The organism is Priestia sp. VA7, from assembly GCF_055710015.1.
Genome location: NZ_JBVQPN010000011.1, coordinates 1 through 26,607, shown reverse-complemented (window position 1 = coordinate 26,607; position 26,607 = coordinate 1). Strand labels below are relative to the sequence as shown.

Sequence of the window (26,607 nt, the reverse complement as noted above, 5' to 3'; positions counted from 1 at the left end):
CCCTTATTAGTATATTCTAAATAACTCTGGTATTAGCTTTATTTAAACTGTACTAAACCATTACCATATTCGTTATCTAGTCCTTTTTCTCCTAAATCCTTAGAAGACGTTTTTAACTCTGTTAATACAGCATCAAAATTTTGAACGTTCGGTTTTTTAGCTAGAATATTAGCTATAATTCCGGATACATATGCAGCTGAAAAGGAGGTTCCACTAACGGTGATAATTTTTTTGGTTGGAGTTAAAACAGGGATATCTACCCCAGGAGCAACAAAATCTATCTTTCCTTTCGCTGCAAATTTATCTCTCTCCATTTGTTTGTTAACAGATGATACAGAAATAACATTATTATATTTAGCAGGATAGTCGGCAGAAAAACCTAAAGTGTTGCCTGCAGCAGCAACTACTATAATATTATTATCAACTGCATAATCAATAGCCTGCTTCAGAGTTGGATCATCTTTCTGAAATCCAAAACTAAGGTTAAGAATATCTACATTCTGTTTTATACTCCACTCAATACCGTTAACAACATCTTTAATTTCACCACCTCCTTTATCGTTAAGTACTTTGACATCGTATATTTCAACATTTGGAGAAATGCCTTGGATGGTCTGTTTATTAGAAGAACCTCCAATTATTCCAGCTATAGCTGTTCCATGACCAAACTTATCTTTAGTGATATTAGTCTCTCGTCTAGCATCAAAAGACTTTACTATTTTTTCTTTTAATAAAGGGTGAGAATTGTCAATGCCACTATCTAATATGGCTACTTTCACGGGCTCAGTAGGCATAGAGATTCTAGTATTATTAGGAAATAGGGGACATAAAGACCAGTTTTTTTTGCAATCAGTTTGAGAGAACGAAACTTCAATAGATTGGTTGTCACAACTTACTAATAAAAATAGAATTAAAAACGATAATAATAACCTTTGTAACATACAAGTACCTCTTACTTATTTCATAGGATAAAAAAACTATCATTTGGATAAAAAAACTAAAAATACCTTCATTAACCAATACTATTGTATTATATTGTGGTAGGACTTTTATGTAAAGTAAGAATTTAAAAAAGGTGTGGATATCAAAAAATATCTACTATGAATAATAAATCACTATTAAAAGGTGTCTAACAATTCATAGTCAAAGTAGGGCTCATCCATAAGGTTATTTACAATACCGTTAAAATAGCCAAACTTGTTTTGCATTTTTGTGTTATCTTTTACCTTTATCACAAGCTCTTTAAATGCTCTAACACCAATGTTCAGTTCTTGTTGTGGAGTAAATGCTCTTTCAGAAGTAGCATAGTTTACTACTTGGTTGCATTGCTTCACAACTTTCCACAATTCTTGAATCGTTTAAGCTTCTGTATAATAGCAGCTTGTTAAGTCAGCAAATATTTCTGTACCAATGAGCAATGAAGTTTGCTTTTGAAAAAGTTTTAATAACTTTATTTGCTGAAATAGGAACATCATTACGTTTATTATTAATCTTTTGTTTTAGAGAATTAGCAGTTGTTTTAATGGCTGGACACTTCTCGGACTCTTTAGAGATAGTCTTGTCAGTCATATCTTTAATTGGCAAAATTAACACAGGTTTTGTCATAATATATTTTTAAAACTGCCAACTATCTGCCTATTTAGTTATAGGTAAAATAATTGAAAGATAAAGATTAAGTGACGAGGACAACCCATAGCATCTATAATCCAAGCACACCTTAAATCACTCCCTACTCCTCCCTTACTGCAGTAAGGGTAGATTATATCAACATTTATTATAAAAAGATCAATTGTTTTTTCCGTAAAATGTTAAATTATGAAATTTATTGTTTGTTTACTTGTTAATATAACACTTTTATCAACCCAGTAAAAAAAGGGTTCCTAACAAAATACATGATTAGTTGTTCTATTGATCTAGAGAAAGGATATAATTGTATTAGTCTAAAGAGAGACAAATAGAAAAGAGTGATCAACCTGGAAGAAATAAAAGAGCAAGAAATCGATCTTGATAAAGTGTATGACTATGCTGAATTTCCGGATAAGGTCAGTGGCAGATGCGACAACTGCAATTCATCTTACTTCAAAAGTTCTGTAAAAGGTGGCGTTTTTTTACGCGAATGTCGGGAATGCAGCATGAAGAAGAGTATCTAAGTATAGAGGATTATATAGTAAAAGGAGAAGGGTTTTTACTCTTCTCCTTTTTATGTAAATGTTGTTGTATTTACTCATTTTTTAGAATCTGAAATATATACCTTATTACACTGCTGATGTCTTTTATTACAATCTACTTTAGAAGTCAAGGCAGCCGTTGATCGTTCTTCTATTACCCTCTAATGATTACCTATTACTTCCTGTTCTGTCATCGTGAAAGTACGAAGTTTCCGAGGAATAAAAGCTCTTATCTCTTCTTCCTTATATCCGATTTGCATTATTTTACGATCTTGTATAATAATAGGTCGTTTAAGTATAAAAGGATGGTTCTTTATCAAATCATACAGACCCTGTAACGACAGTGCATCTATCTCTATATTTAAATTTTGAGGGATCTTTGACCTTGTAGAAATAATTTCATCTGTACCCTTTTCTGTCATACTAAGAATATTTTTAATTTCATCTTCTGTAATAGGTTCATACGATAGATTTCTCTCAATATAATCAATTTGATGTTCCTCAAGCCAAGCCTTTGCTTTTCGGCAAGAAACGCAGCTGGTTGTCGTATATAGATGAATCATTTTTCACACCTCATCTGTATGTATTTTTTCTATCTTTATTAATCAATGCAAATAAAAGTATATAGATTTCTAATAAGTAAAAGCCACTTGTATACTACAAGTGGCTCTTTGCTACGTTGAATGCATTAGATGATTCACGTATTATTCCCATCACTATTATAGCATAACCTATCTGGTTAATATATCTTTGTTTTAATGCTAATGACAGCAAATGAAGCCATCACATATCCATCTGCTACTGCATTTTGATACGCTGGATGACACATGACTAATCTTGATGAGGAATATATATAGCCCCTACCTCATATTAAAGATTCTGTTCACATTTAAAGATAAGAAAATCATATGTTGTAAAATATGAAGATAGAAAAAAGATTACCTATTAGATGATAAGGTAATCTTTTTTTCTTCATTTTATTAATGTCGAAGGTTATTAATTTCTTCTTGTGATAGCCCTGTAAGGTCACTTATCGTTTTATTGTCTATCCCTTTTTGAATCATGCCAAGAGCCATTGTTTTAATGGTTTCTTTTCTGCCTTCTTCTCTTCCTCTTTTCTCTCCAAGGTTCTCAGCTCTTCTTAAAGCAGATTTTTCATCTAATAAAGCCTTTCTTCTTGCTTCATAAGCGAGTAAGACTTCAGGATCTTGACTGACACGTTCCCATTCATCTATTGCTTTTTTCAATACTTGATCTTCTTGCATCGCAATCTCCTCCAGTACTTGAGTGATTTCTTCATCTTCCGATGCTTCAAGTAACAATAACCAACGTACTAATTGATCTTCCCTTGGATCAACTTCTTTTTTACGCCATTTAATAAGTAATTTAGGAAGTTCCATAAAATGAATTTCTAACATATCCGTTAGTAACAACTTTTCTTCGCGCTCATACAATTGAAACACTGAATGATAATGATTGATATGAGATAAATAACGGAAGTTGACAATGTTAATGGTAATAGTTTGACACAGCTCCCCATAGTCCATGCCTTCCTTCATTTGACTACTATACATCTTAGACCAATAGTAAAGTGTTCTTTTTTCCATATCATGTTTATTATTAAGTTGAATTTCAATGTTTATACGAGTTCCATCTTCTAATCGAGCGTGAACATCAAGAATAGAGCGTTTATCTTCCTGATTTTCTTTATTAAAATGCGGGTCTAATAGATAAACCGTCTTAATTTTCTTTTCTTCTGGTAAACGTAGAGCTGCATTTAAAAATGCAGTTAAAATAGATTCATTTCCATGCGTTCCAAAAAGAGATTTAAAGGCAAAATCGACACGTAGGTCTAATCGTTTTGTCATTATATCCTCCATCAGTTGTTCTTTTCTCTTAGTATAACATGAGTTGTACTTTTTCTTCTTCAGAATGTGTTTCATTCATCATGAAGATGATTTTAAAAAAAAAAGCATTCAGCACCTTAATTGAAACAGCTTAAGGGTTACTAAAGCTATAAAGGTAGTTGAATTTACATAAATCAAATAACTATATGCACTTTATGTTTATACCGATATAAATAAAAAAATACACTCTCCCCAGAATTATATTTCTTTTAACAGACAATAAGAAAGAAGCAGGTTCTTCAAATAAATGTGTGAAATTTAAGTGTAATGAATATTCAAAGCAAGCTAAATGATTACAGAAGAAGCTGAGGATAATTATTCTTAATTATTAGCTAATTAGAAGGTTGAAGAAGAGTGTTTCTTAATAATAATTAGTTTTATATTAATATAAAAAATTAATTATTAATTCTCTAATAAATGGTATTATAAGGTAGTTAAAATAAACTGTCTTGGAGGATGACGAACCTCAATGAACCTATCTCAGCTGGAAAAGGAGATTAAAACTTTACAAAAAATCATCTATAGCTTAGCAAAGGACAATCACGAATATTGTGATGGAGACATCCTTAAAATAAGTCAAGAACTCGATAAGAAAATTTTCATTTATCAAAAAATGATAAATTCCATTGACTAATATATAGCTAGATATCAAACTAGTCATAAAGTAATATAATATCTCGTGAGAGAGTCGATTAATGTTTAAAACTGTACTTTATAAGAAGTGTATTCGGATATATAAATTTGGGAGGCATCAGCTTTGGAAACTACAGAAAAGTATATAATACAATCACATGAAAGATGTGAAACATTATATCATTTAAACCCTAAAGATATACCAATTCCCAAAGTGTGTTTAATAAGAAAAGAATTACAACGACAAAATTCTAAATATGAAAGTATTCTCCAAGTAACAAGGTATTTCATGGAGAAAATTTTAGAATATTCAAAAGGAATCCCTACATTAGTGGTAGTTTCTAATGAAAATGGATTTATCCTAGACATGTATGGAGATAAAACTATTCAACAAATGGTTGATAGCCTAGGAATAACACCTGGGGTACGATTTGATGAGAGAGATGTTGGAACTAATTCTATTTCATTAGCCCTTCAGTTAAAAAAACCTGTTGAGATTATTGGTAAAAACCATTTTCAAGAAGTACTACATAGCGCAGCATGTTTTTCTGCACCTTTTTATTTTTCTCCTTCTCAAGTATTAAGTGGTACTATCTCATTAATGACGACTATTGATTATGCTAGCTCTTTACATTTAGGGCTTTTATCTTCAGCTATTGATTCAATTGAACGCGAATTAAAGCTCCAAGAACAAAATTACAAGTTAGATTTATTGAATCAAATACTTATGCATTCAACTCAAGATGGTATTTTGATTACAGATACAAAAGGGAAAATAAGAAATTTTAATGAGGCTGCAAAGAATTTATTTGAGGCCCAAGAGAATTTCACAGGTTATTTTGAAAACAAACAAGTGGAGATAGTTGAGAAATATATTGACTCTGTTCTCCAAACTAAAAAACCTCTTAAAAATATCGAAATTGAAATAGATAATGAACATAAAGAAAACTTAATAAGGTGCCTGGTAGATGTCTTACCTTTATTTGATAGTTATCAAAAGTTAAATGGGGCTTTTCTACAATTTAGAGATATGAGTGAATTTTATAAACTACAGGAGCAAGTTATTGCATCGGAAAAGCTATCTACCCTAGGGATACTGGGAACTGGCTTTGCACATGAAATTAAAAATCCTCTAACAGCTATTATTGGATTAATTCAACTTTTACAAAATCCAGATATAGACCTCAATACTCAAGAAAAATATTTGAACATTATATCTAAAGAATTGGAAAGAATAAAAGATTTAACTAATCAATTTGCTTCACTAGGGAAGCCTACGTTATTTAAACGAAAATCATGTGATATTGATGTATTAATAAAAAATACAGTTTCCCTTGTAAAAAGTCATGCTTTATTACATAATATTGAAATTAAATATGAAAATAAGAAAAATTCGTTAAAAACTGAAGTGGATGAATCACAAATTAAACAAGTGCTGATTAATCTACTTCAAAATGCTATCGATGCAATGCAAGAGGGTGGAGAAATAACAGTATCTCTAGATTTTAACGAAGAAACAGAACAAATAAAAATTGTGGTTCAAGATAATGGGGTTGGAATGACCGCAAAAGAGTTAGAAAGCATATCTAAGCCCTTCTTTTCTACAAAAGAAAGAGGAATAGGGCTTGGCTTACATATTTCTTATCAAATTATTGAATCCCATGGAGGAAAAATTCGGGTTAACTCTATAAAAGATAAGGGTTCAACTTTTACGCTTTATTTGCCAGCTTACTCTCAACAGGAAGGTATATGACTAACATGAAAACAGTAGTTTCTTTATTAATTGATCATTTTAAAGAATGGGGAGTTACTCACATCTTTGGGATTCCAGGTAAACCTATCGTTCCTATATTAACTGAAATAGAGGATAACGAACTAGAATTTATAGTTACTAGACATGAAAATGGAGCAGGTTTTGCAGCATCAGGCTATTCATTGATAAAAGATACTATTGGAGTTGCAATAGGAACCTCTGGTCCTGGAGGAACAAATCTTTTGACATCTGCTGGGCAGGCTAAAGCTTATCATCTTCCTGTTTTGTTTATTACAGGCCATCCGTCCATAAAAAATACAGGAAAAGCTTTAGGGCAAGATTCCTCAATGTTTGGTACAGATTTAGTGAAAATGTTTGAGCCCGTAACGTTATTTAGTGCACGAGTTGAGCGTAAAGAACAGTTTGAATTATATTTTAAACATGCTATTGAAAAAGCATGTGTGGGGGTTAAAGGTCCGGTCCATCTTTCTATTCCCTTTGAAGTGTTAGTAGAAGAAATTAATCCTTTCAAATTTGAATTACCGAGAGAAGTTCCTGTGGTATCAACACAATTGGAGAACGTAATCCATCAATTAAATCAAGCAGAAAATCCAATATTATTTTTAGGAAAAGGTGTACAGATTTCTAAAGCTTATGAGGAAGTAAAATGGCTTGCTGAAAAATGGGGGATTCCGGTTATTACAACTCCTGGTGGAAAAGGTACTTTTTCTGCTAATCATTCTTTATCTTTAGGTGCATTTGGCTTAGGTGGTACAGAAAGAGCGACGAAGTATTTGCAATCTCATATAGATCTCATGATTGTAATTGGAAGTAAATTAAGCGATATGTCTTTAGCAGGATTCAAAGAGAGTTATAAGCCTAAGAAAATTATTCAATTTGATATAGACATCACCTTTTCAGGGAAATCAATTTCAGTTCCAACCCTAGTTATCCAAGGAGATGCAAAAAGAAACTTAGAAGAACTCAAAAAGAAAGTGAATGACATGGATTCAGCTTCCTTAGCACCAATTAATTTACTTGCCCAAGAACAAGGGAATGAAAAAAATCAAACTGAAGAGCTAAGTGAAAGTTCACATTATATATCAGCAGCTAGTGCAATTAAAGAGCTTCGTAGACATTTACCAAATGACACAATATTATTTGGGGACGATGGAAGTCATACTTTTTTTGCTATTAAGCACTACGATATCTACGAGCCTGGCACTTTCTTTTTTGATGATGTGTTTGGGACTATGGGACATGCTATCGGTTATGCAATAGGTGCTAAAATAGCTTCACCGCATAAACCTATTGTATGCCTCACTGGTGATGGATGTACCCTCATGCACGGTACCGAAATTGCAACAGCTGTAAATGAAGGCATTGCAGTAATATTTATTGTATTTAATAATGGTGGCTTGGATATGGTTGATAAAGGAATGAAACAATGGTTAAATCGCTCGGTTGGAGCGAAGTATAAAGAAAAAACTAATATTAAGAAGTTTGCAGAATCATTAGGAGCTATTGCTTATAGGTGTAGAAATAAAAGTGAAATAGAGGATGCTATTAGACAAACGTTGGAATATAAAACTATCCCTTCAGTTATAGAAGTGATAGTTGATCCCAATGAAATACCACCTATCTTAAACAGAGTATAATAAGAAGCCTTAGTTCAGATTATAAATTTAAACTAAGGCTTCTTATTATCTTTGAAGAATGGGATTTACTCTTTATTTATTTGACGTCCACTCTTTTTCTGGCTCTGTGAATTCGTGTTTCCAACTTGAAATTCATTGCCTAATTCAGTATCATTTCTTTTGTCTTGTTGAAGAGCATGAATAGAAGGTTTAGAGCCATCAAATGCTACTTAAATCTTGTTATACATATCAATTTTCACCTCAATAGTATATATTTTATTATCTCATGAATTATAAAAATAAAAGCTTATTGCTTATTTATTAGACTCCTTTAAGAAAGACTTCCATAAATATTGTAAAAAAGGTCTGTATCTATTTTGATACAGACCTTTTCACATGAAATTTCACGTAATGAGTATCCTTATAAATTCCTTTTACTAATCAGGTAAATAGCCCTTCATTACAGGCAACGTTTTAGGTTAACTTACTACTAATTCTTCCAAACTTCATCAGCCCCCATATTGTATACAGCCTTTAACAGATACTCTTCTACACCTTCATCCTTTATATAAACAGTGAAGCATTCCTTTATTTAATAGCTGTCCTATTTCATTTCATTCCCGTGCATCATCTTCCAAAACGTAATCCCAAGTTTTAATCCCTACAGCTTTAGATTTTAAAGAGAGGGAAGTAATTTAATAGATGACCTGAAACATAGAATGGAAGAACTTGCAGCAAGATTTTTAAAATTTATTATTGAGTATAAAAATGATTTTTATTTCTTAGAAATGGGTACATATTATTTAACTATAAAAGGAGGTTGTTTTATGAAAAATGTAAGAGTAGTAGAAAACGGAGTTCAAGCAAAAGAAGTAATTGAACAATTTCTAAATCGAGGATATACAAGAGACGAAGTATATTTATTAGCTCATGATAAAAATCGTTCTAAAGATTTAACGGAAGCATTGGAGACAAATGATGTCGGTGTTTCAGAACAAGGAGCATTCGATTTAATGGCCAACGTTTTCCGATCCCGTGGAGATGAATTACGTTCTAAAATCCACTCTTTAGGATTATCAGATGTAGAAGCTCAGCAATATGAAAGGGAATTAGATCAGGGACGTGTACTAGTAATTGCAACAAAAGCAGGTTAATGAAAGAGGACCTACTAAGTAGGTTCTCTTTCATTAACCTTTGATTACATTCCCTTTAGTAAGATTAGATTATGACCATCGTTTTCACATATTACATCGTTAAATCGGTTTATTTGTCACATTTGTTATCAGCTTTTAAAAGATTAAGGAGTTAATTTTCAGTTCCATATTGAAAGAAAGGAAGTAGGCTAATGAATAATATCGAAAAGAAAAAATGTGAAATTATTAATTTAAAAAAGCAAGATGAAGTGAACAAAAATTTGATAAAAGTCTCAGAGTCTCTTATAGCTATGCTAAAGCAACTTAAAGAAGAACCTCAGAATCCAGAAGCTTTGACTGCAGTTGCGGATTTGGAAGGTCAAAAAGAACAACTAAAGGCTAAATCAAAAAAGTTATCTGAAGAACTTGCTCAATTATAAGAATGTATAGAAACAATTTGAATAAACGCCCAAAGAAACCTTATACAATATGTAAGATTTCTTTGGGTGTTTATATTAGAAATTACTTTTTATATGTTAAATCATGATCTAATAGCAAATTTGAAATCTCGGGTTTAAGGACTGAGCCGTTTACTAAAAACTTTAGAATATACGCATAAACATTTATCTTCGGATCTGGAAGGTTCCACGCTTTATGCACTGCTAATTTCGTCTCAGCTTTGAAAAGGTTGAGGGCGACTCAGTGAACCTATCCGTCTGGAACCCTTATTTCCCCTGTCATTAATACTGACGATAGGGTTTATTTATAGATAATTCTTAATGTCTCTTTTTACTCTACTTCGTTTATATCTATTTCTTTTTCTCATAGAAAGAAGATAAATAAAAAAGTTATTAAAAGAATGATCGCAGGAAATATAAATGACCGATGCGAGCAGAAAACAATTTAGTCAAGCTAATCAGGTCTTTCAATTTTATATTTAGTTAAATGATTTATAAGATGTTTTTTCTTAAATACCCTTCGTTGTAAAGGAGAAACATCACGTTAGTATCTAACATAGCAATGGTGGGTTACTCTAAATTGTTATGTTGGGTGGATAAGATTTCTCTTCCCCTCTCTTCCATTCCGTTCCGTGAAAAATATAAGTGACTAGTCCAATACCCAAGATATAAAAAAGAGTACATACTCCATAATCATCTACTCATCACCTACTGCGAGAGTATTTAGTCTTACTTTGTGATTTTATGTAAGTTTAAAGGAAGTTTTGTAGAAAGTATTTCATTAATCAAAAAAGGATACCATAATATACCTAATACTAGTTTTTATGGGGAGTTATTACAGTGAATAATGAATACAGTCTTTTGTGTTTTAGAATCGCTTGAGAGAAAAATCCAAGAATTGTGGAAAGGAACTTCTTAAAAGTGAAACTCATAGGGACATTTTTTTACTATGGGTTGAGGCGATAAACATTGACTTTAAAGTAAATAGATAGGACACATATACACACTTATCTAATCGAATTTACTTATTTATTACATCAGTTTTACTTTATTTTCATTTTCTTGTAACTAGCGAGCTGTATAATGAATTAAAATAGTTCGACAATCATACCAAAGACCATTCTGAAATTAGGCGGTGGAATAATGAGTGAACAAATCTACCCTGATATACAACGTAGAAAAAACTCGATTATAGATTCTTTAATCCATTTAGGAATCTATAAAAAAGGAAACAAACAGCTTTATGAATTAACCTTACATGAGTTAGAAACAGAGTATCAAATAGTTAATCCGGCAATCCAAGATCTATCTTTTTAGATTTTTGCTAATTGCAATTCATTTGTTAAAAGGAGGGTTAATCTATGTTTTTGAAAAAGCTAATCAAAAATGGAGCAGTTACGGTTCATTATTATGAAAATGGGTCACTACAAACGTGTAAAGGTCGTGTTTATAATCTTAATCTTCATGAACAGACCCTGTCTTTAAAAGATGAAAAACAAAATATTCTTTTTATTAATTTATCTGGCATTGAAGATATTTATTGATTTCAATTTAGTAGAAAGTGTTCTACATTTTTTTACAAATGGTCACTCTGTACGTGCAAAAGATTACTAGCTAGAAAACCGTAAAGATAAAGAAATGAAATAAAAAAGGAGGAGAAAGAATGGGCGAAGACAAACAAATATGGTCTGCCTTTATTCAAAAGGACCGATTTGAACTGCATTCGTACCTTACTTATTTATTTAATCAATGTCATGATGAGAGTCCAAGGCAGTTAGAAGATGAAAATATAGAGGAATAAAGCTATTGATAAAGTAAGCTGAAAGGATAAAAAAATGAATATGAAAATAATGTAGGCGACCTCACGTTTCTAATCCGAATGAATAGGTCGTCTATTGCTGTTAAAAACCTCTTTCAATATATATAGTAGATGCATCAATTATGTTTATGATCTTATCCAAGCAAGCTTATGTGAAATTCAGTTTTTACCCGTATAAAGCTTAGAAGGAGGCAGAGATTGTGAATACAACTGTTAATGAGTTGTATGATTTTGGAATAATTTTAAGAAGGAAGCTATTGAATAATAATCTTTATGCTTACTATTTAATTGATGCAATGAGAAGAGAAAATCATTTTGATTTTTTATATTATTTTTTGACAGCAACTGTAGATAGTCAAACACCTATACCTGAACATGTCTCCAATGTTTTTTTGAAGATCCTTAGCGATAAAGAAAAATTGAGTGACCTTACTCCGTTTGTCATGGGTCTGGTTGAAAAATAAATAGAGTTAAAGGTATATATATACGCTTCCTCAGATATCTAAATTTCTTTATTAAATGCAGTCATTGTTTTTGGTGCTAGACATTAGTATTGGCTTTGATCCGAAATAAATCAGCTTGTTACTTAAATATTATTTTTGCGCGGTATGGATTATATATTTTTGTTTATAGTTTAATAAAATTCGAGATATGCACCCAAATCATATGAATTAAAACCCCAACTGAAATTCCTTTCATGCTATCTGTAATAGTTGTTATAAGAACTAGAAATGAAGAGGTTGTACACTATAACTATATAAATGAACAAACTAAAGGAGGATACCTATCTTGAAAGCAACAAGCATTAAATTTTATGAATTCGGAGAACCTCAACAAGTTTTACAAATAGAAAATAAACAAGTGAAAGATCCTGGAGTTGGCGAAGTGCTAGTACGAATGAAAACTCGACCAATCAATCCATCGGATTTAATTCCTATTAGAGGGGCCTATTCAAATCGGATTTCTTTACCTGCCATTCCGGGATATGAAGGAGTTGGTACCGTAGAAGAAGTAGGTCCATCTGTTTCTAAATGGTTTCTTGGCAAACGAGTATTACCCTTACGGGGTGAAGGTACATGGCAGGAGTTTGTAAAAACATCAGCTGAACTAGCCATTATAGTTCCAGATTATCTAGAGGATTACATAGCTGCACAGCTTTATATCAACCCTATCACAGCATGGGTGATTTGTACGGAAGTATTAGCGTTAAAACCAGGAGATGACCTAATTGTAAATGCCTGCGGCTCTTCTATTGGTCGTGTTTTTGCTCAATTATCCCGTATTTTGGGGTTTCGTTTGATTGCAGTAACTCGAAATAATATCTACACAGAGGAATTAACTCAACTTGGTGCTTCATATGTAATTAATACAGGGACGACCCCACTCTACGATACGGTTATGGAATTGACGAATGGTCGTGGAGCCAAAGCAGCAATTGACTCTATTGGTGGACCTTCTGGTACAAACTTAGCCTATTGTGTCAGTCCAAATGGAATATTTTTGACTATAGGTCTTCTATCAGGAATACCTGTCAATTGGGCAGAAATTATGAATAATAATAAAATAAAAACAAATATATTTCATTTACGTCATTGGAACCAAAAAGTCTCTACACGTAAATGGCACGAAACATTTTATCAGCTTATACAATTTATTCATAAGAAACAGTTAACATTCACAAAACCCCAAGCTCAATATCATCTTCCAGATGTAAAAAAAGCTCTTACTACTAAAATTAAGGGCAAAATACTTTTAACTAGTTAAAATTAAGTAATATTTTTCATAAAATGCAAAATAATGATATTAAGATAGTTCCTTTAAAAAGCGAGAGAATGTTTATATCCTTGGCTGTTCAGTAAGTTTCTTATTTATTTTTTGAATGGACAGCAAGTTTACTGAAGTAGCTACATGTATCTAAGAAATAATCACTACATTTATTAATTAGTATCTATTTCGTTAGTGTTACTGTATTCATACAACGTCGATCTTCATCAATTATCGGTGCAGGTTAGTTGATGAGATTATAAATTGAATATTTACATTTATAGAGCATTTCTTTGTCATAAGAAATGCTTTTTATATTTTTAAGAAATGAAAAGCATATTCCCATCTCAACAATAATACAATAATAAACAGAAAAAATTTATTGTAAAACGATAAATTATATGTTAAATTCATATTTGAAATTAATAAGTGAGGTGCTTTATTTTGAAACGAAGTTCAACAATATTTTTGAAAATAGCTCTTTTTCTTATGGGAGCTCCAGTTCTTACTTTAGGCATATTCGGCCTATTTTATTTAGCTAATAATATAGCAAATCCAGATTATTCCTACATACTATATCCTGCTGTAAGCATTATGTATCTTTCAGCTATCCCGTATTTTTTTACGTTGTATCAGGCGTTCCGACTTTTAATCTATATTGACAAGAACAAAGCGTTTTCTAACATCTCCGTAATAGCTTTAAGGAAAATAAAATACTGTGCAATGACAATTAGTGGCCTGTATGTGGTAATGATGCCATTTGTTTTTCTTGCGGCAGAGAAAGATGATGCTCCAGGTCTCGTAATAGTTGGAATGGTCCCGATCTTTGCTTCATTGGTAATTGCAGTCTTTGCTGCGGTTCTTAAAAGACTTTTACAACAAGCGATTGATATAAAATCAGAAAATGACTTAACGGTCTGAGGTGATTAACATGGCAATAATAATTAATATTGATGTGATGTTGGCTAAAAGGAAAATGAGTGTTACAGAACTTTCGGAAAGGGTTGGAATAACAATGGCCAACCTTTCTATTTTGAAAAATGGAAAGGCAAAGGCAATTCGGTTTTCAACTTTAGAAGCAATTTGTAAAGCCTTAGAGTGCCAACCTGGGGATATTTTAGAATACCGAAGTGATAAAGACACCCAAGATTAATAAAGTGGGAATATTTAATATGGAAAGGAAAAGAAAGTTATTCGGTGATGAACTTATGTATACAATCCAAAATCTATTTAGCTACTATACCAAGCAGCACTTACATATATACAGAAAGAACCTTTGGAGGAACAAGTCATGAGAGCACTAAAACAACTGGTTCGTTTTGGTTGGGAGCAGGCCCTATCATGTTTGTTTCCTGTCGTTATTTTTGCCTCTCTGGCTCTTACGCAAGCTATTCCACTTCCCTTCCTACCAAGGTATGACTGGCTGCTCATTATCTGCCTTCTGATGCAGTGGTGGATGGTGCGTTCTGGTCTTGAAACCCGGGATGAACTAAAGGTTATCACAGTCTTCCATCTTATTGGACTTGCTCTTGAACTTTTCAAAGTACATATGGGCTCTTGGTCTTATCCGGAGGAAGGATATTTCAAAATTTCAGGAGTGCCTTTGTATAGTGGTTTCATGTACGCAAGTGTAGCGAGTTATCTTTGTCAGGCATGGAGGAGGTTTAAGGTTGAGTTGGTTAAGTGGCCACCGTTTTTGGTAGTTGTACCTCTTGCAGCTGCGATTTATTTGAATTTTTTCATCCACCATTACTGGATTGACGTTCGTTGGTGGTTATCTGGACTTGTAATTATCGTCTTTTGGCAATCGTGGGTCACATACGAGGTTAATGGAACTCGCTACCGTATGCCAATCGCACTTTCTTTTGTTCTCATTGGATTTTTTATATGGCTAGCTGAAAATATTGCAACGTTCTTTGGGGCTTGGGAATATCCAAACCAAACTGATGCATGGAGTCTCGTTCATTTAGGGAAGGTAAGTTCATGGCTCTTATTAGTGATTGTTAGCTTTCTTATAGTAGCGACGTTAAAGCAGGTTAAGGAGAGAAATTCTACTAGGATAGAGACTAGTCAATCTTTATAACTGAAAACAAAAGCCACTAGTCCAACCCTCAGCATATAAAAGCCAAGCACATGTTGCATCACCACCTACCCCTTACCTACTGCGGTAAGGGTTCTTTTTTATTTTTCGATTGGACAGGCAAGCTTACTGCAGTAGCTACATAGTATCTAAAGGACCTTACCTTCATTACCTAATCAGTAGCTAGTTCAGTAGCGCTACCGCGTTAATACAAGCTTTGTAAGCGTTAGTATGATTCATACTATGATTTACATAAAGACAAATGAATTACTTATGGGGATATATGGGATAATTTAATTATATTTTTAGTCTTTTTTAAATAAAAAACACTCACCAAAAAGGCTGCTATTTAAAAGAAATAACAGCCTTTCTTTCATTGGAAGTCATTAAGTCTTCAAATCGACTTAGTACTTCTATACCTAACTCTGTAATCTCTGTACCTTGTTTTCTAACTCCAACTTTAATACAGTTAACCTTGTTTAACATAGATAATCGATGTTTCAATTGTGAGTCAGACAAGAAATAAGGAAGCATTTCTTGTATAATGCCTCTTCCTACACTTGTTTCCTGCTTTTTATAAATTGTTAGTATTTTTAATATGGCTTTATAATCTTCTGCGAAACTGCCTCTTTTTAAAAAGATAATAGCCTCTTCGATCTCAGACAATGAATCATTTGTTAAATTAGAAGTCTCTTGAGATAACAAAATTTGATCTGGCATATGATCTTTAATTACTTTATTTCCTTCCACAATAACCATTAAATAATGAATGAAATTTTCAAGTTCACGTATATTTCCTGGCCAATTATAATTTATTAAAAGATTTTTTACATCTGAGTCAAATACTAAATTTTTCTTATTTGACTTAAAAAAGAAGTCTATTAGTGTAAATAAATCCTCTTTTCTTTCTCGAAGTGGTGGAATGTTTAATGGTAAGACGTTGAGAAGGTTGCTTTAGGAATGATTCAAGAAGGTATAGATAGTAAAATGATAAGTAAATTGACAGGTCTTACAATAGAAGACGTGGAGAAACTTCGTTACCAATAAATATCAATAAAAAGAGCTGTATCGTAAGATACGGCTCTTTTTATTATAGATTAGGTACTTATTTTTCGTTACTCAGATAAAATAACAAACCTCTTGTTCTAGAAGGAAGCTTGTTATTTTTAAACTTTGATTCATATAATTGAATTTCTGCTACTTATTATTTTATTCTATGGTCTAATATTTTGAGGCAAACATCTTGCCGTTAGATATAAAGTGCTTAAAATACGCTGCGTACTAGTCCTCCATCTATCCGCAGTGCTGAACCATTAATAGCTGATGAAAGTGGACTACTTAAGAAAGTAACAAAGGTTGCGATTTCTTCTGGACGGATAAACCTTTGGATAATAGAGGTGGGGCGATTTTCTTTCATAAATCTCGTTTCAGCTTCTTTTAGAGTTAATTGTTCATTTGGATAAAGACTATTTAGCATTGTTTCTACTCCTTCAGTTAGAGTTGAGCCAGGCATAACGGTATTAACTGTCACATTTGTGCCTGTGCATAATTCAGCTAAACTACGAGAAAGAGACAATTGCATGGTTTTAGTTGCACTGTAATGAGCCATTTCTTGAGAAGGCATAATAGCTGCCTCACTTGCAATGAAGATTACTCTTCCTTCTCCTCTTTGAATCATTTTCTTGAGGTAAGAGCGTGTTAATCGAACACCACTCATGATATTCACTTCAAATAATCGAAACCAATCTTCATCTGGTATATCAAAGTATTCAACAGGTTCAAAAATACCAAGATTATTAACGAGAATATCTACTTCTGGATACTGCTCCATTAGCTGTTGACATCCTTGCTCTGTTCCTAAATCATGTACAGCAGGATGAAGAATAGCTTGAGGATACTGAGTTTGAATATCTGTAATGGTTTCATGGACCTTTTCCTCTCGTCGTCCATTAATCAGAACTGTAGCTCCCTCTGCTACTAAGGACAACGCAATGGCTTTGCCTATACCAGCAGTTGACCCCGTAACTAGGGCTGTTTTTCCTTTTAAATTCAACTTCATATGAATGCCCTCCAATTTTTATATAAAATTATATTTGTCGGTTAAATAGAGTAGTGATGTAAATACATGCTGTCATTAGTTTGGATAATTCTCCTGCTTTTAAACAGAGAAGGAGATAGACAAATTAAGCATGGCTATCTCCTTCCTCCTTCATTAAAAATCAAAGTTGTCAGGGTCTGGACCTACACGATGATTTTGATTTAATTCATCAATGCGTTCCATTTCTTCTTTTGTTAATTCAAAATCAAAAATTGACGCATTCTCTACAATACGATGTTCTTTTGTTGATTTTGGAATGGTAATAATACCATTCTGTACATCCCAACGTAGAATGACCTGGGCTACAGATTTATTATGCTTATTTGCAATCTCTGTTAAAACCTCATTATCTAATAATTCTCCTTGCATTAGTGGAGACCATGCTTCAAGTTGAATATGATGTTTCTCACAGAATGCTTGAAGTTCTTTTTGCGTTAGACGTGGGTGATATTCTACCTGGTTAATTACAGGATTGATTTCTGCATCTTCCATTAAATCTTTAAGGTGATGAGCTTGGAAATTACTTACCCCAATTGCTTTAACCTTGCCCTCTTTATAAAGGGTTTCTAAAGCTCTCCATGCTTCTTTGTATTTTCCTTCAACTGGCCAGTGGATCAGATAAAGGTCTAAATAGTCTAATCCAAGTTTTTTTAGGCTTGTTTCGTAAGCTGCAATTGTTGCGTCATATCCTAAGTCTGCGTTCCATACTTTTGATGTGACAAATACGTTCTCTCGTGAGATACCAGCTTCTTTTAGACCTTCACGAATCCCTTGACCTACACCTTCTTCGTTACCATAAATGGCTGCTGTATCAATACTACGATACCCATGTTTCATGGCTACTTTAATTGCATTTACTAATTCAGGACCTTCTTCTACTTTAAATACACCAAGGCCAAAGCCAGGCATCTTTACTCCATTGTGTAAAGTGACTGTATCCTGTAAATTTTTCATCATAACAATACTACCTCCTGTTTACTATCCATTAATTTTATTTGTATTTATATCATTTCTTTTCTTGAATTAAGCTTAGAACCATCGCAAAGACATAATATAAATGAGCTATCATCAATTAGTTCCTCTGACAAAAGTTATTATCCAATATAAAAACCGAAAAAAAAGTACGCACTTTAAAGTAATATAGGTACCAAAAAGTAATAAAAGCCGTATCTTTTAGATACAGCTCTTTTTTCGCACATGGCAAATGTTTAATTTTCATGACAAGGAAATGATACAACTAATCCCACTTTTTAAAGTGTCATTTGTTTCTAAGAGTTAGTATAGGAAGTAGGTAAGGGAATGATACATCCTTTATTTACCACGAATGCAATCCTCCTACAATAGGAAACTTAAAAGAAACAAGGAGGTGACACAACATGGCAAACAACAAAAGCAGCAACAACAACGAATTATTAGTATACGGTGCTGAACAAGCAATCGATCAAATGAAATATGAAATCGCTAGCGAATTTGGTGTAAACCTTGGTGCTGATACAACTGCACGTGCAAACGGATCAGTAGGTGGCGAAATCACTAAGCGTCTTGTACAAATGGCTGAGCAACAACTTGGCGGCGGACGTTTCTAATACAACTTTATAAAATGATGGCTGAAGGAAGAATGGGTTCCATTCTTCCTTTTTACTTGTGAAGAAATGATTTGAGGTATCCTGAATAGTTTACTAATTTGTTTGAGGAGAACACTTTTCCGAAGTTAATAGAAGCTCTCTACAAACTAAAATAAGCGACCTTATATACGTAAAGAACGTTATTAAGATCGCTTATACTCTATACCTATTTATTATTTTTGGTTTCTTTTCTTTGTAATAACATACCTGGCTTTTCATTAAGCTTCCGATGGAATTTCACCCTCATGGTTGATTTTATCGAATAAATAAGTAAGGTAAGAATCCAATTCAAATTGATTATCTTCAACAAAACCTGATAACACAGACTTACTTTCTTCTCTCATTTTTGGTCCCTCCATTTTATATATGTTACATTATTTTGCATGACGACCATGACTCTTGTTCTGACCCATTTTTCGCAAAATGAAGCTTACAATAAGCACTAAAACGACAGATCCGATAATTGCTGGGATAATGGCAAAACCACCGATAACAGGTCCCCAACTTCCTAAAATAAGGCCGCCTAACCATGAACCGATAAAACCGGCGATAATATTACCGATAATTCCTCCAGGAATGTCGCGCCCTGTAATTAAACCAGCAAGCCATCCAATAATTCCACCTACAATTAGTGTCCATAGAATGCTCATGCATTATTCTCTCCTTTCAAAATAGTTAGTTGACTTTACCCTCAACTAAGAACCTTCAATCTTGTTATTTTTTTCCTCACCAAAATTTTTCTTCGAATTGAATAGGATTATATAGCTATGCTAGTACTTTTATTAGCTTTTGACATACTTGAAGATCACGTTTATTCCACAAGAGGAATAAGCGTCTTAGACAACTCCTAGCATATAAAAAGCCCATTCCTTCTTACATAATCAGCTACCCCTTACCTACTGCGGTAAGGGTTCTTTTTTATTTTTCCAGTGGACAGGCAAGCTTACTGCAGTAGCTACATAGTATCTAAAGAATCACGACTTCGTTGCCTAATCAGTATCTAGTTCACTATCGCTATCGCGTTAATACAAGCTGTATACGCGTAGTGAAGACCTTTGTGGAACCTGTAAGGGAGCTGAGCCGAAGAGGCGAAGGGGGCGACCGGATGCGAAGAGCTAAAAAAACAGGTACGTAAAAAGCAAAAAAATTAAAAGAATGAAAGAAGGTATCAACATGAGAAAAACTCATTATATTGGTTTTCGAAACTTCCTCCATCAACCATCCTTTAAGCCTTCCACAAAGTCTCGTCCATTCAAGGCATATTCCTTTGTCCCATTTAGTCCACTTGCCATGCTTGACCCCACTATTTTGACCATAGGAGGGATTGTCTTAGGAATAGCTATCATCGAACGGATATTAGAGAGATGGGGTGTCATTGATCTTGTGGATCAGTTCGCAAAGGTCATGCGCTTTATCTTGCCTGTTACCTTCTATAGCGCGTTGATTTACTTTTTTGCGACTTTTATGTTTTGAGGAGGAATATGGATGTTTGAAAAACTAAAACTGCGTGGCCAATTGATTAAAGCGTTTCGTACGGCAGAGATTTACCGGATGGTGAAACGAGGAGACCGTACCTCTTATCTATTTCCAAAAATTCATCAAATCGATAACCATCATACGTACACCCGGTACGCCTTTTCCTTACTAAATGGCATTGATCCTGAACTTTTAATGAAGAAAAGATGGGCCTTACGACAAGTATTAGGCAGCAATATTGAAATAAACGGCAGCTTAAAGAACTTTAGTATTACCGTTCATCACAAAAGCCTACCTAAGATGCTCCATTATAGGTATGAAGTCATTCATCCTCATATTGAGAAAATGGAGCTTCCCGTATGCATTGGTCAAGATATCTATGGAAATCCCGTTTCATGGGATTTTGCTGATTTAGAAACCTTATTGATATCTGGTGAAATTGGAGCTGGAAAAAGCAGTCTCATGCGTGTGATCCTCACCACATGGGTGAAATATACATCACCTAATGATCTGCGATTAGTATTAGTGGATCTCAAGCGAGCTGATTTAGGGCTGTTTCATGGGATTGAGCATGTGGATGCGCTTTGCTTCGAGGCCAAGGAGATGAGAAAACCTTTTGCTTTATTACGAGCTGAAATGTATCGACGGGGTGATTTATTGTTGGAGCATGGTGTAACTCATATCAGCAGACTTCCGTTTAAGCTGCCTCGGATTGTCGTGGTAATTGATGAAATGAGTATAGTGAAGAGAGAAACAGATCTCGTAGAGATCATCCAACAGTTTGCGAGTCAAGGTCGTGCCTTAGGTGTTCATACGATTATTGCGATGCAGCGTCCCGATGCCGATTTGTTGAATTCAGCACTAAAAGCAAACTTACGGGTTCGGATCTCTGGAAGGCAGGCCGATGCCATAAATGCGAAAGTAGCCGGAGTAATTGGCGCAGAAGAAATCGATGCTGCAGCTAGAGGGCGCATGAAAATTAAAATTGATGAGGTCAAAGAGTTCCAAGCTTATTTCTTAGATGAAGGAGCTTGTAAGGAACTACTTTCGCCTTATAAAACGCTCATGAAAGATCCTGAACCAGAACTTGAAGTGGTATCACAGTCTATTTTTGGTTTATTAGAGAAGGAGGAACAGCGATGAGTTTCCGGTTATCTCAACGTGATAAAGACATCATCGCGTTTATTGACCAGTTTAGAGCCGTTGATCGAGACTCATTCGTTGACCTATTCTTTAAACACCTTAAATCGCCCGTAAATGCGTGTAATAGTGTGATGGTACGTTTGTATCGACTGGGGTTAATTGAACGCACACAGCAGTATTCTCCAACCGTCTATTTACCTGTGGATGCAAAGATTAAAAAGAATTCTCAAAAAATATTACATTTCCTTTCTATCTTGGACGTCTATAAACAAATGTGTACGTATAGTGTACCAAAACACGTCATTGTGGAAGATAAACCAACGGGAAGAAAAGGAGGCATTGAACCGGATCTCTTTTGTATTTTTAAAGGATCTCCATTTTGGTTTGAAATTCAGAGAAATCAGTATTCTGAACAAAAAATGCAGGATAAGATCAATTTATACGAGGAATTTTTCTTTTCAGATGAGTGGAAAGCATTGCAGTGGCAACCAGAAGATCGAGTACCAATCTTCCCTTCCGTCATTTTAATTACACCTGTTCGGTATGCAGTATCTTCGAATCATATCCGTATCATACAAGTAGCAAACATTCACGAACTTATGGAGAAATATAAGGGGGCTCCCAAACAAACAAAAGAAGTAAGCTCAAGAACCACCTCCTCTTCTGGGAGAATTAAAATCAATTTAAAATAGAGTACTAGAAAAGCGTTTGTAATCACACAAAAACAGGCTACCTCAAAATAATGAAAGGTAGCCTGTTTATACACCTTTCATCCGCGCATTTGCAAAGGGTTCTGGAAACAGCATAATCACTAACATAGAAAGAGTTAGATAAAGTTGAATCAATCCAGGCGCCTGCAGGAGACGAAACTGTCATACGCGGAGAAGGCAATGGATTTGCATACTGGTATCGAATGGAATTAATTCGTATAATAAAAGTGGATAAGTAGCAATACTAAGGCAACCGAGGAGGTGAGCGAATATGAGTCTACGAGAAGAACTACTGGCGCAGGAATATGAGGAAAGAAAAAAGCCGAGAGGATTCGTATACTTTACAGACGCTGACGGACAAGTTGTCGCTAAGACTTGCCGTGAATGCGGCGAATTAAAATATGCAAAGAACTATCATCATAAAAACGATGGGTTTGGTCACCTTGGACCATACTGTAAAGCTTGCGTTTCTATTCGTGACCGAGATTATTACATTGAAAATAGAGAACGAGTAAAACGAGTTAAAAATGCTTATTACCATAGGAAAAGAGCCGAGCAACTTTCTTTTAATTTATTTGAAAATAACGAGTAGGATTAAGGCGGCCAATAAATAAGGTCGCTTTTTTTGTTTAAATACTGATAAATTGACTAAAAGCTACCATTATTGCAATTACGCCTATGTGGTATGCATTATCCTTGGAACACATTCGTATTATACAAGTAACAAGCATCATAAATTGATGGGGAAATAGAGAGTTCTGCATCAAAAACAAGAGAAGCAAGGGTAAAACCGTCAGCTTCTTCTGGTGGAATTAAAATTAATTTAACATAAGGTAGCTAGGTAGCTATACGCAGAAAACAAGAAAAGCCCTTAATTAGTTAAGGACTGAAAGGGCTCTTCTTCGCTACGAATAAGTAATGGTTTTATAGTGGAACCATCGAGTCTATTTTATCATGTTTTCAACGTAAAAAAGTAATTTTTATCCTTTAAAAAGAAAATTTTCAAAATGAATAAAGCTAGTTAGAATCAACATTTAGGCTATGACTGTTAAACAGAGGAGATATAAGAAAACAAAGAGAAATTTTATGAAGGGCAATAAACTGAATGGAAAAAAGAGAACTAGCCATTTCCTTAACGATAAAAAAACGCTACGTAAGCGTTTTTACTTTTATTCTACATCAGTTAGAGGCCGATATTGCTCAGAGGTAATTAAATCACCTTCCATGAGAACATAAGGGTGTGTTTTCATTAAAATAGTTTGGAGATACTCCGGCATCCTCTCTCCTTTGTATACACAAATTAACGGAAAAGAGAGTTTATTCACCGCATGATCCACGATTCTTTCAAAATCTTCGATTAGATGTAACGGATCTTCCATCGTACTCCATTCTACATGTGCCCATGATCTAAAAGAAAGTTTATTTTCTAGATAGGGCTGTACGCTCTTATCAAAGTAAGCAAGAATAGCAGGAGGATGATAACTACCACTTGAATAATAGAAATCAAAGTTATTTATACGATGAATCATTTTCATTTGATCCGTGGTCAAGAGTGCTTTTAAATGGGTATGAATAAAAGGATAAATACGGTCATTTTCGATAAGCAGAATGCAATCTCCAGCAAGAATCCCCTCGTGAATATAACTTACTGCTTGTTGTATATACGTTTCTTGTTGGTCATAAGAATACAGTATATGAACACTCTTTTGTTCTGCAAACAACTGATTCATTTTACTTTTCAACACACAATCCCTTCTTTCTTCTTGCTTTCTTATTATACGTGGATTGTGTAGGTAGAATATAGTGGCAATTTATTGAATTTTCAAAAATCAATTACGTACAAAAGGCTCATTTTTTATACATTTCTCTCACCTCCATCTTAAACAAATGTCTTGTTAAAACAAGAAGGTATAAAAAGGTGTATACTCTGTAAAAAGAACCCCAGACAAAACCATGGGGACTGCACCCTGTTTGTGAGACAGGAATCAAAGCACCTTTTAAACAGCCAGCTGCCGGTATTGTACTGGTGACTGGTTGTTTAGTTTCGTTTGAATACGGGCATTGTTGTAATAAGTAATATAGTTTTCGACGATTTGTTCGACGATGGTGGTCGTCGTATATGTTAACTCGTCGAGGTAGAACGTTTCAGACTTTAGCGAGGAATGAAACGATTCAATGGAGGCATTATCTGCGGGTGTCCCTTTACGGGACTCATAGTAATGCCTCTTTCTTTAATTTTTTCTTGATAGAGATGCGATGTGTACACAGATCCTTGGTCATTGTGCAACGTACATCCTTTAGGCAAAGAAGGAAGTTGGCTTAACGTATCTAAGACAAATTCTACGTTTTGATGATCACCAATCGAATACGCAATGATTTCCCCATTAAATAAATCTTGAATACTTGAAAGATACAACTGTTTAGGACCGAAAGGCAAGTAGGTAATATCAGTTACTAATTTCTGCAGAGGGCGATCAGCTTGAAACTCACGATTTAATACATTCTCTGCAACCTGATAAGGTTGCCCTGTTTGCTTTCGTTTTTTTCGTTTCACACGACATTGCCAACCGTATTTCTGCATGACACGTTGTACAAATTTATGGTTGATCTTCATCGTTCGATTGAGTAATGCTGTAATTTTTCGATAGCCATATCGGAACTTGTGTTTCCGACACTGCTCACCAACTTGTTGTTCCATCCATTTCTTTTTCTTTGTCCGTTCTGATTGTTCCTGTTGCTTCCAGCGATAATAAGTCGATCGAGGGATATCAAGGTACTGACAGATTTGATAGACTGGTATCTTATCTTTTAACTCTTCTACTACGTTCACTACGATTTCTGGGATCACTTCCTCTCCAATTCCTTGTACTTTTTTAAGACCTCAATCTGTTGTGTTAAATACCGGTTTTCTGCTTTCAATTTGGATATTTCGTCTTTAAATCCAGGTCCCTTTCCGTATGAATACTGCTTGCCTACAGGCTGTTCAAATCGATGCATTTCTCCATTTTTATACCATCTCATCTACCTTTTTAATTGGGTGTACCTACGAATATTTAATTGGGAAAGCACTTCTTTGACAGGTACATCAGCTAATCTCATCTCAATAGCTTTTATCTTTATCTCTGCTGGATAACTAACTCTTGTCCCCATAGAAAAAACACCTCCAAGTGATTGTTAGGTAGTATATACCCGTTTCTTAACTTAAAGGTGTTTTTTATTTGTCTCACAAACAGGGGTCAGTCCCCATTTATCCAGGGAGTTCTTTTTGTGATATGCACCAGAAGAGGTTTTATGTTAACTAACCATTAGCAGAGAAAAGTTGTATTGGAGATGAATGGACTGGTTTTTGCGGGGATTTACCATTACAAGGCATACATTAACCAATGACTTCTATTAGTTAGAATAGAGAATCTTATATACTTAAATTATTAATCTATATATGTACGTATATAATATGTCTACCTCATATATCAAAAAAGTCATTGGCTTTTTTATTCTTGTCTATTGTTCTAGCCGTTCTCATAATCCTTTTTAGAGTAGATGCACTCGGAATGTATTCATTATTATTGCATAGTTTTGAAATTGTTGTACGAGATACTTTACTTTCTTCTGCAAAATCACTTTGAGAGATACCTTTTTTTTCTAACCATCTACCAAACTTTGAGCGTCTTGGATTCTTCCACCACATTATCCTAAACCTCCTTTTTTAGTATTCTGTCCATTCTGTTTAACTTTTTATACATCTTTTCAAAAAAAATGAACATATTGGACAAGGTATCTCTCATATTGTTTATTAAGACTTAGAAAGGTGCTCTATGAAGAACTGGGGTGATTACATATGACCAAGGAATTAGCTCTTTCTTTATTAAACTCAAAGCATGCCTATTTGACTCTAAAGGGAAAACAGATGTTAGAGGATATTTTAAAGAAATTGAGTGATGAGGAAAAGAAATAAGAAGTTAAGATAACCTATAAGGATATTCAATTAATGATTGGGATAAACTGATAGAAATAGTTTTAACGATTTGAATATGATTTAATGCCCTATTGGAATAATGTCGATATTTTGGTCATAGTCATATAGCATGAATACAGTTAAGACCGCCTTATACACTGATACATAATGGGCGGTCTTTGTTATAGGTATGAATAGTTTTTGAGTATCATAGAAAATAAAAAGCAACCTGGCATGAAGCAGTTTGC

At 34.0% G+C, this 26,607-nt stretch carries 30 protein-coding genes and 1 pseudogene; 19 read left to right on the top strand and 12 right to left on the bottom strand.

What is annotated here, in order from left to right:
• Positions 1-38: 38 nt before the first annotated feature.
• Both AC0C45_RS26835 and AC0C45_RS26830 read right to left on the bottom strand, forming a co-directional pair.
• Positions 39-941, bottom strand: a complete 903-nt coding sequence (locus AC0C45_RS26835) for a S8 family peptidase (RefSeq protein ID WP_472929104.1) — start codon at positions 939-941, stop codon at positions 39-41.
• A 177-nt stretch (positions 942-1,118) separates the two neighbouring features.
• Positions 1,119-1,334 carry a hypothetical protein gene (locus AC0C45_RS26830; RefSeq protein WP_050690765.1) on the bottom strand — a complete coding sequence of 72 codons (216 nt, stop codon included), beginning with the start codon at positions 1,332-1,334 and terminating at the stop codon, positions 1,119-1,121.
• Positions 1,335-1,973: 639 nt separating this feature from the next.
• On the opposite strand from AC0C45_RS26830, the gene AC0C45_RS26825 reads away from it, so the two are divergent.
• Positions 1,974-2,150, top strand: coding sequence for a DUF8096 family protein (locus AC0C45_RS26825; RefSeq protein ID WP_098113993.1), 177 nt, complete (start codon positions 1,974-1,976; stop codon positions 2,148-2,150).
• A 179-nt stretch (positions 2,151-2,329) separates the two neighbouring features.
• Here AC0C45_RS26825 and spxA read toward each other — a convergent pair whose 3' ends face one another.
• Both spxA and AC0C45_RS26815 read right to left on the bottom strand, forming a co-directional pair.
• Entirely contained in the window at positions 2,330-2,731 is a 402-nt protein-coding gene (gene spxA, locus AC0C45_RS26820; RefSeq protein ID WP_034656338.1) for a transcriptional regulator SpxA, read from the bottom strand.
• Between the two features lie 417 nt (positions 2,732-3,148).
• Positions 3,149-4,036 carry an Rpn family recombination-promoting nuclease/putative transposase gene (locus tag AC0C45_RS26815; RefSeq protein ID WP_034656339.1) on the bottom strand — a complete coding sequence of 296 codons (888 nt, stop codon included), beginning with the start codon at positions 4,034-4,036 and terminating at the stop codon, positions 3,149-3,151.
• Between the two features lie 508 nt (positions 4,037-4,544).
• Here AC0C45_RS26815 and AC0C45_RS26810 point away from each other — a divergent pair.
• The 13 genes from AC0C45_RS26810 (at position 4,545) to AC0C45_RS26750 (ending at position 15,355) form a co-directional block, all read left to right on the top strand.
• The gene (locus AC0C45_RS26810; RefSeq protein WP_080743146.1) at positions 4,545-4,709 is read left to right on the top strand and encodes an aspartyl-phosphate phosphatase Spo0E family protein; all 165 of its coding nucleotides are present in this window, start codon (positions 4,545-4,547) and stop codon (positions 4,707-4,709) included.
• 123 nt (positions 4,710-4,832) lie between these two features.
• Positions 4,833-6,461: an ATP-binding protein gene (locus AC0C45_RS26805; RefSeq protein WP_034656228.1), complete on the top strand. Its 1,629-nt coding sequence runs from the start codon at positions 4,833-4,835 to the stop codon at positions 6,459-6,461.
• A gap of 5 nt (positions 6,462-6,466) precedes the next feature.
• The gene (locus AC0C45_RS26800; RefSeq protein WP_034656342.1) at positions 6,467-8,119 is read left to right on the top strand and encodes a thiamine pyrophosphate-binding protein; all 1,653 of its coding nucleotides are present in this window, start codon (positions 6,467-6,469) and stop codon (positions 8,117-8,119) included.
• Positions 8,120-8,925: 806 nt separating this feature from the next.
• On the top strand, positions 8,926-9,252 hold the full coding sequence (locus tag AC0C45_RS26795; protein ID WP_034656345.1) for a YflT domain-containing protein: 327 nt from the start codon (positions 8,926-8,928) through the stop codon (positions 9,250-9,252).
• 191 nt (positions 9,253-9,443) lie between these two features.
• A complete protein-coding gene (locus AC0C45_RS26790; RefSeq protein ID WP_034656231.1) occupies positions 9,444-9,671 on the top strand; it encodes a hypothetical protein in 228 nt (75 codons plus the stop codon).
• Between the two features lie 1,161 nt (positions 9,672-10,832).
• A complete protein-coding gene (locus AC0C45_RS26785; RefSeq protein ID WP_080967643.1) occupies positions 10,833-11,006 on the top strand; it encodes a Fur-regulated basic protein FbpA in 174 nt (57 codons plus the stop codon).
• Positions 11,007-11,050: 44 nt separating this feature from the next.
• A complete protein-coding gene (locus tag AC0C45_RS26780) occupies positions 11,051-11,233 on the top strand; it encodes a YolD-like family protein (RefSeq protein WP_016766014.1) in 183 nt (60 codons plus the stop codon).
• Positions 11,234-11,352: 119 nt separating this feature from the next.
• Positions 11,353-11,490, top strand: coding sequence for a hypothetical protein (locus AC0C45_RS26775; protein ID WP_162837708.1), 138 nt, complete (start codon positions 11,353-11,355; stop codon positions 11,488-11,490).
• 218 nt (positions 11,491-11,708) lie between these two features.
• Positions 11,709-11,972 carry a hypothetical protein gene (locus tag AC0C45_RS26770; RefSeq protein WP_034656234.1) on the top strand — a complete coding sequence of 88 codons (264 nt, stop codon included), beginning with the start codon at positions 11,709-11,711 and terminating at the stop codon, positions 11,970-11,972.
• A 325-nt stretch (positions 11,973-12,297) separates the two neighbouring features.
• On the top strand, positions 12,298-13,272 hold the full coding sequence (locus AC0C45_RS26765; protein ID WP_034656238.1) for a zinc-dependent alcohol dehydrogenase family protein: 975 nt from the start codon (positions 12,298-12,300) through the stop codon (positions 13,270-13,272).
• A gap of 444 nt (positions 13,273-13,716) precedes the next feature.
• Complete coding sequence (locus tag AC0C45_RS26760; protein WP_075422206.1) at positions 13,717-14,193, top strand: DUF2975 domain-containing protein; 477 nt, start codon at positions 13,717-13,719, stop codon at positions 14,191-14,193.
• Positions 14,194-14,203: 10 nt separating this feature from the next.
• Complete coding sequence (locus AC0C45_RS26755) at positions 14,204-14,425, top strand: helix-turn-helix domain-containing protein (protein WP_034656243.1); 222 nt, start codon at positions 14,204-14,206, stop codon at positions 14,423-14,425.
• 138 nt (positions 14,426-14,563) lie between these two features.
• Positions 14,564-15,355 (top strand): DUF817 domain-containing protein, encoded by a 792-nt coding sequence (locus AC0C45_RS26750; protein WP_034656245.1) that lies wholly within the window; start codon positions 14,564-14,566, stop codon positions 15,353-15,355.
• A 342-nt stretch (positions 15,356-15,697) separates the two neighbouring features.
• Here AC0C45_RS26750 and AC0C45_RS26745 read toward each other — a convergent pair whose 3' ends face one another.
• The 3 genes from AC0C45_RS26745 to AC0C45_RS26735 form a co-directional block, all read right to left on the bottom strand.
• A complete protein-coding gene (locus tag AC0C45_RS26745) occupies positions 15,698-16,276 on the bottom strand; it encodes an AAA-type ATPase lid domain-containing protein (RefSeq protein WP_472929108.1) in 579 nt (192 codons plus the stop codon).
• A gap of 340 nt (positions 16,277-16,616) precedes the next feature.
• On the bottom strand, positions 16,617-17,411 hold the full coding sequence (locus AC0C45_RS26740) for an SDR family NAD(P)-dependent oxidoreductase (RefSeq protein ID WP_095380545.1): 795 nt from the start codon (positions 17,409-17,411) through the stop codon (positions 16,617-16,619).
• Between the two features lie 153 nt (positions 17,412-17,564).
• A complete protein-coding gene (locus AC0C45_RS26735; protein ID WP_237894342.1) occupies positions 17,565-18,407 on the bottom strand; it encodes an aldo/keto reductase in 843 nt (280 codons plus the stop codon).
• 419 nt (positions 18,408-18,826) lie between these two features.
• Between AC0C45_RS26735 and AC0C45_RS26730 the strand changes: the two genes are divergently transcribed.
• Entirely contained in the window at positions 18,827-19,036 is a 210-nt protein-coding gene (locus tag AC0C45_RS26730; RefSeq protein ID WP_013084404.1) for an alpha/beta-type small acid-soluble spore protein, read from the top strand.
• A gap of 257 nt (positions 19,037-19,293) precedes the next feature.
• Here AC0C45_RS26730 and AC0C45_RS26725 read toward each other — a convergent pair whose 3' ends face one another.
• Together AC0C45_RS26725 and AC0C45_RS26720 are read right to left on the bottom strand one after the other, a co-directional pair.
• Positions 19,294-19,419, bottom strand: coding sequence for a hypothetical protein (locus AC0C45_RS26725; RefSeq protein WP_257064836.1), 126 nt, complete (start codon positions 19,417-19,419; stop codon positions 19,294-19,296).
• Between the two features lie 30 nt (positions 19,420-19,449).
• Entirely contained in the window at positions 19,450-19,725 is a 276-nt protein-coding gene (locus AC0C45_RS26720; protein ID WP_257064835.1) for a GlsB/YeaQ/YmgE family stress response membrane protein, read from the bottom strand.
• 523 nt (positions 19,726-20,248) lie between these two features.
• On the opposite strand from AC0C45_RS26720, the gene AC0C45_RS26715 reads away from it, so the two are divergent.
• The 4 genes from AC0C45_RS26715 (at position 20,249) to AC0C45_RS26700 (ending at position 22,996) form a co-directional block, all read left to right on the top strand.
• Positions 20,249-20,548: a hypothetical protein gene (locus tag AC0C45_RS26715; RefSeq protein WP_237894344.1), complete on the top strand. Its 300-nt coding sequence runs from the start codon at positions 20,249-20,251 to the stop codon at positions 20,546-20,548.
• 12 nt (positions 20,549-20,560) lie between these two features.
• The gene (locus AC0C45_RS26710; RefSeq protein ID WP_257064833.1) at positions 20,561-21,694 is read left to right on the top strand and encodes an FtsK/SpoIIIE domain-containing protein; all 1,134 of its coding nucleotides are present in this window, start codon (positions 20,561-20,563) and stop codon (positions 21,692-21,694) included.
• A complete protein-coding gene (locus tag AC0C45_RS26705; protein WP_472929103.1) occupies positions 21,691-22,386 on the top strand; it encodes a hypothetical protein in 696 nt (231 codons plus the stop codon). Before AC0C45_RS26710 ends, AC0C45_RS26705 begins: the two co-directional genes overlap by 4 nt.
• A gap of 289 nt (positions 22,387-22,675) precedes the next feature.
• Positions 22,676-22,996: a hypothetical protein gene (locus tag AC0C45_RS26700; RefSeq protein WP_016766664.1), complete on the top strand. Its 321-nt coding sequence runs from the start codon at positions 22,676-22,678 to the stop codon at positions 22,994-22,996.
• A gap of 577 nt (positions 22,997-23,573) precedes the next feature.
• On the opposite strand, the gene AC0C45_RS26695 is transcribed toward AC0C45_RS26700, so the two are convergent.
• The 3 genes and pseudogenes from AC0C45_RS26695 to AC0C45_RS26685 all read right to left on the bottom strand — a co-directional run bounded on the left by AC0C45_RS26695 (position 23,574) and on the right by AC0C45_RS26685 (position 26,092).
• Positions 23,574-24,149, bottom strand: coding sequence for an MEDS domain-containing protein (locus tag AC0C45_RS26695; RefSeq protein WP_472929102.1), 576 nt, complete (start codon positions 24,147-24,149; stop codon positions 23,574-23,576).
• A gap of 252 nt (positions 24,150-24,401) precedes the next feature.
• Positions 24,402-25,554 (bottom strand): annotated as a pseudogene (locus AC0C45_RS26690) (IS3 family transposase).
• Positions 25,555-25,867: 313 nt separating this feature from the next.
• Positions 25,868-26,092 carry a helix-turn-helix domain-containing protein gene (locus tag AC0C45_RS26685; RefSeq protein ID WP_016766661.1) on the bottom strand — a complete coding sequence of 75 codons (225 nt, stop codon included), beginning with the start codon at positions 26,090-26,092 and terminating at the stop codon, positions 25,868-25,870.
• Positions 26,093-26,607: the final 515 nt, after the last annotated feature.

Bases quoted from the DNA above. Each gene is read 5' to 3' on its own strand.
- AC0C45_RS26835 (WP_472929104.1), bottom strand. From the start codon at position 941: ATGTTACAAAGGTTATTATTATCGTTTTTAATTCTATTTTTATTAGTA.
- spxA (WP_034656338.1), bottom strand. From the start codon at position 2,731: ATGATTCATCTATATACGACAACCAGCTGCGTTTCTTGCCGAAAAGCA.
- AC0C45_RS26815 (WP_034656339.1), bottom strand. From the start codon at position 4,036: ATGACAAAACGATTAGACCTACGTGTCGATTTTGCCTTTAAATCTCTT.
- AC0C45_RS26810 (WP_080743146.1), top strand. From the start codon at position 4,545: ATGAACCTATCTCAGCTGGAAAAGGAGATTAAAACTTTACAAAAAATC.
- AC0C45_RS26800 (WP_034656342.1), top strand. From the start codon at position 6,467: ATGAAAACAGTAGTTTCTTTATTAATTGATCATTTTAAAGAATGGGGA.
- AC0C45_RS26795 (WP_034656345.1), top strand. From the start codon at position 8,926: ATGAAAAATGTAAGAGTAGTAGAAAACGGAGTTCAAGCAAAAGAAGTA.
- AC0C45_RS26790 (WP_034656231.1), top strand. From the start codon at position 9,444: ATGAATAATATCGAAAAGAAAAAATGTGAAATTATTAATTTAAAAAAG.
- AC0C45_RS26785 (WP_080967643.1), top strand. From the start codon at position 10,833: ATGAGTGAACAAATCTACCCTGATATACAACGTAGAAAAAACTCGATT.
- AC0C45_RS26780 (WP_016766014.1), top strand. From the start codon at position 11,051: ATGTTTTTGAAAAAGCTAATCAAAAATGGAGCAGTTACGGTTCATTAT.
- AC0C45_RS26775 (WP_162837708.1), top strand. From the start codon at position 11,353: ATGGGCGAAGACAAACAAATATGGTCTGCCTTTATTCAAAAGGACCGA.
- AC0C45_RS26755 (WP_034656243.1), top strand. From the start codon at position 14,204: ATGGCAATAATAATTAATATTGATGTGATGTTGGCTAAAAGGAAAATG.
- AC0C45_RS26750 (WP_034656245.1), top strand. From the start codon at position 14,564: ATGAGAGCACTAAAACAACTGGTTCGTTTTGGTTGGGAGCAGGCCCTA.
- AC0C45_RS26740 (WP_095380545.1), bottom strand. From the start codon at position 17,411: ATGAAGTTGAATTTAAAAGGAAAAACAGCCCTAGTTACGGGGTCAACT.
- AC0C45_RS26735 (WP_237894342.1), bottom strand. From the start codon at position 18,407: ATGATGAAAAATTTACAGGATACAGTCACTTTACACAATGGAGTAAAG.
- AC0C45_RS26730 (WP_013084404.1), top strand. From the start codon at position 18,827: ATGGCAAACAACAAAAGCAGCAACAACAACGAATTATTAGTATACGGT.
- AC0C45_RS26725 (WP_257064836.1), bottom strand. From the start codon at position 19,419: ATGAGAGAAGAAAGTAAGTCTGTGTTATCAGGTTTTGTTGAAGATAAT.
- AC0C45_RS26720 (WP_257064835.1), bottom strand. From the start codon at position 19,725: ATGAGCATTCTATGGACACTAATTGTAGGTGGAATTATTGGATGGCTT.
- AC0C45_RS26715 (WP_237894344.1), top strand. From the start codon at position 20,249: ATGAGAAAAACTCATTATATTGGTTTTCGAAACTTCCTCCATCAACCA.
- AC0C45_RS26710 (WP_257064833.1), top strand. From the start codon at position 20,561: ATGTTTGAAAAACTAAAACTGCGTGGCCAATTGATTAAAGCGTTTCGT.
- AC0C45_RS26705 (WP_472929103.1), top strand. From the start codon at position 21,691: ATGAGTTTCCGGTTATCTCAACGTGATAAAGACATCATCGCGTTTATT.
- AC0C45_RS26700 (WP_016766664.1), top strand. From the start codon at position 22,676: ATGAGTCTACGAGAAGAACTACTGGCGCAGGAATATGAGGAAAGAAAA.
- AC0C45_RS26685 (WP_016766661.1), bottom strand. From the start codon at position 26,092: ATGTGGTGGAAGAATCCAAGACGCTCAAAGTTTGGTAGATGGTTAGAA.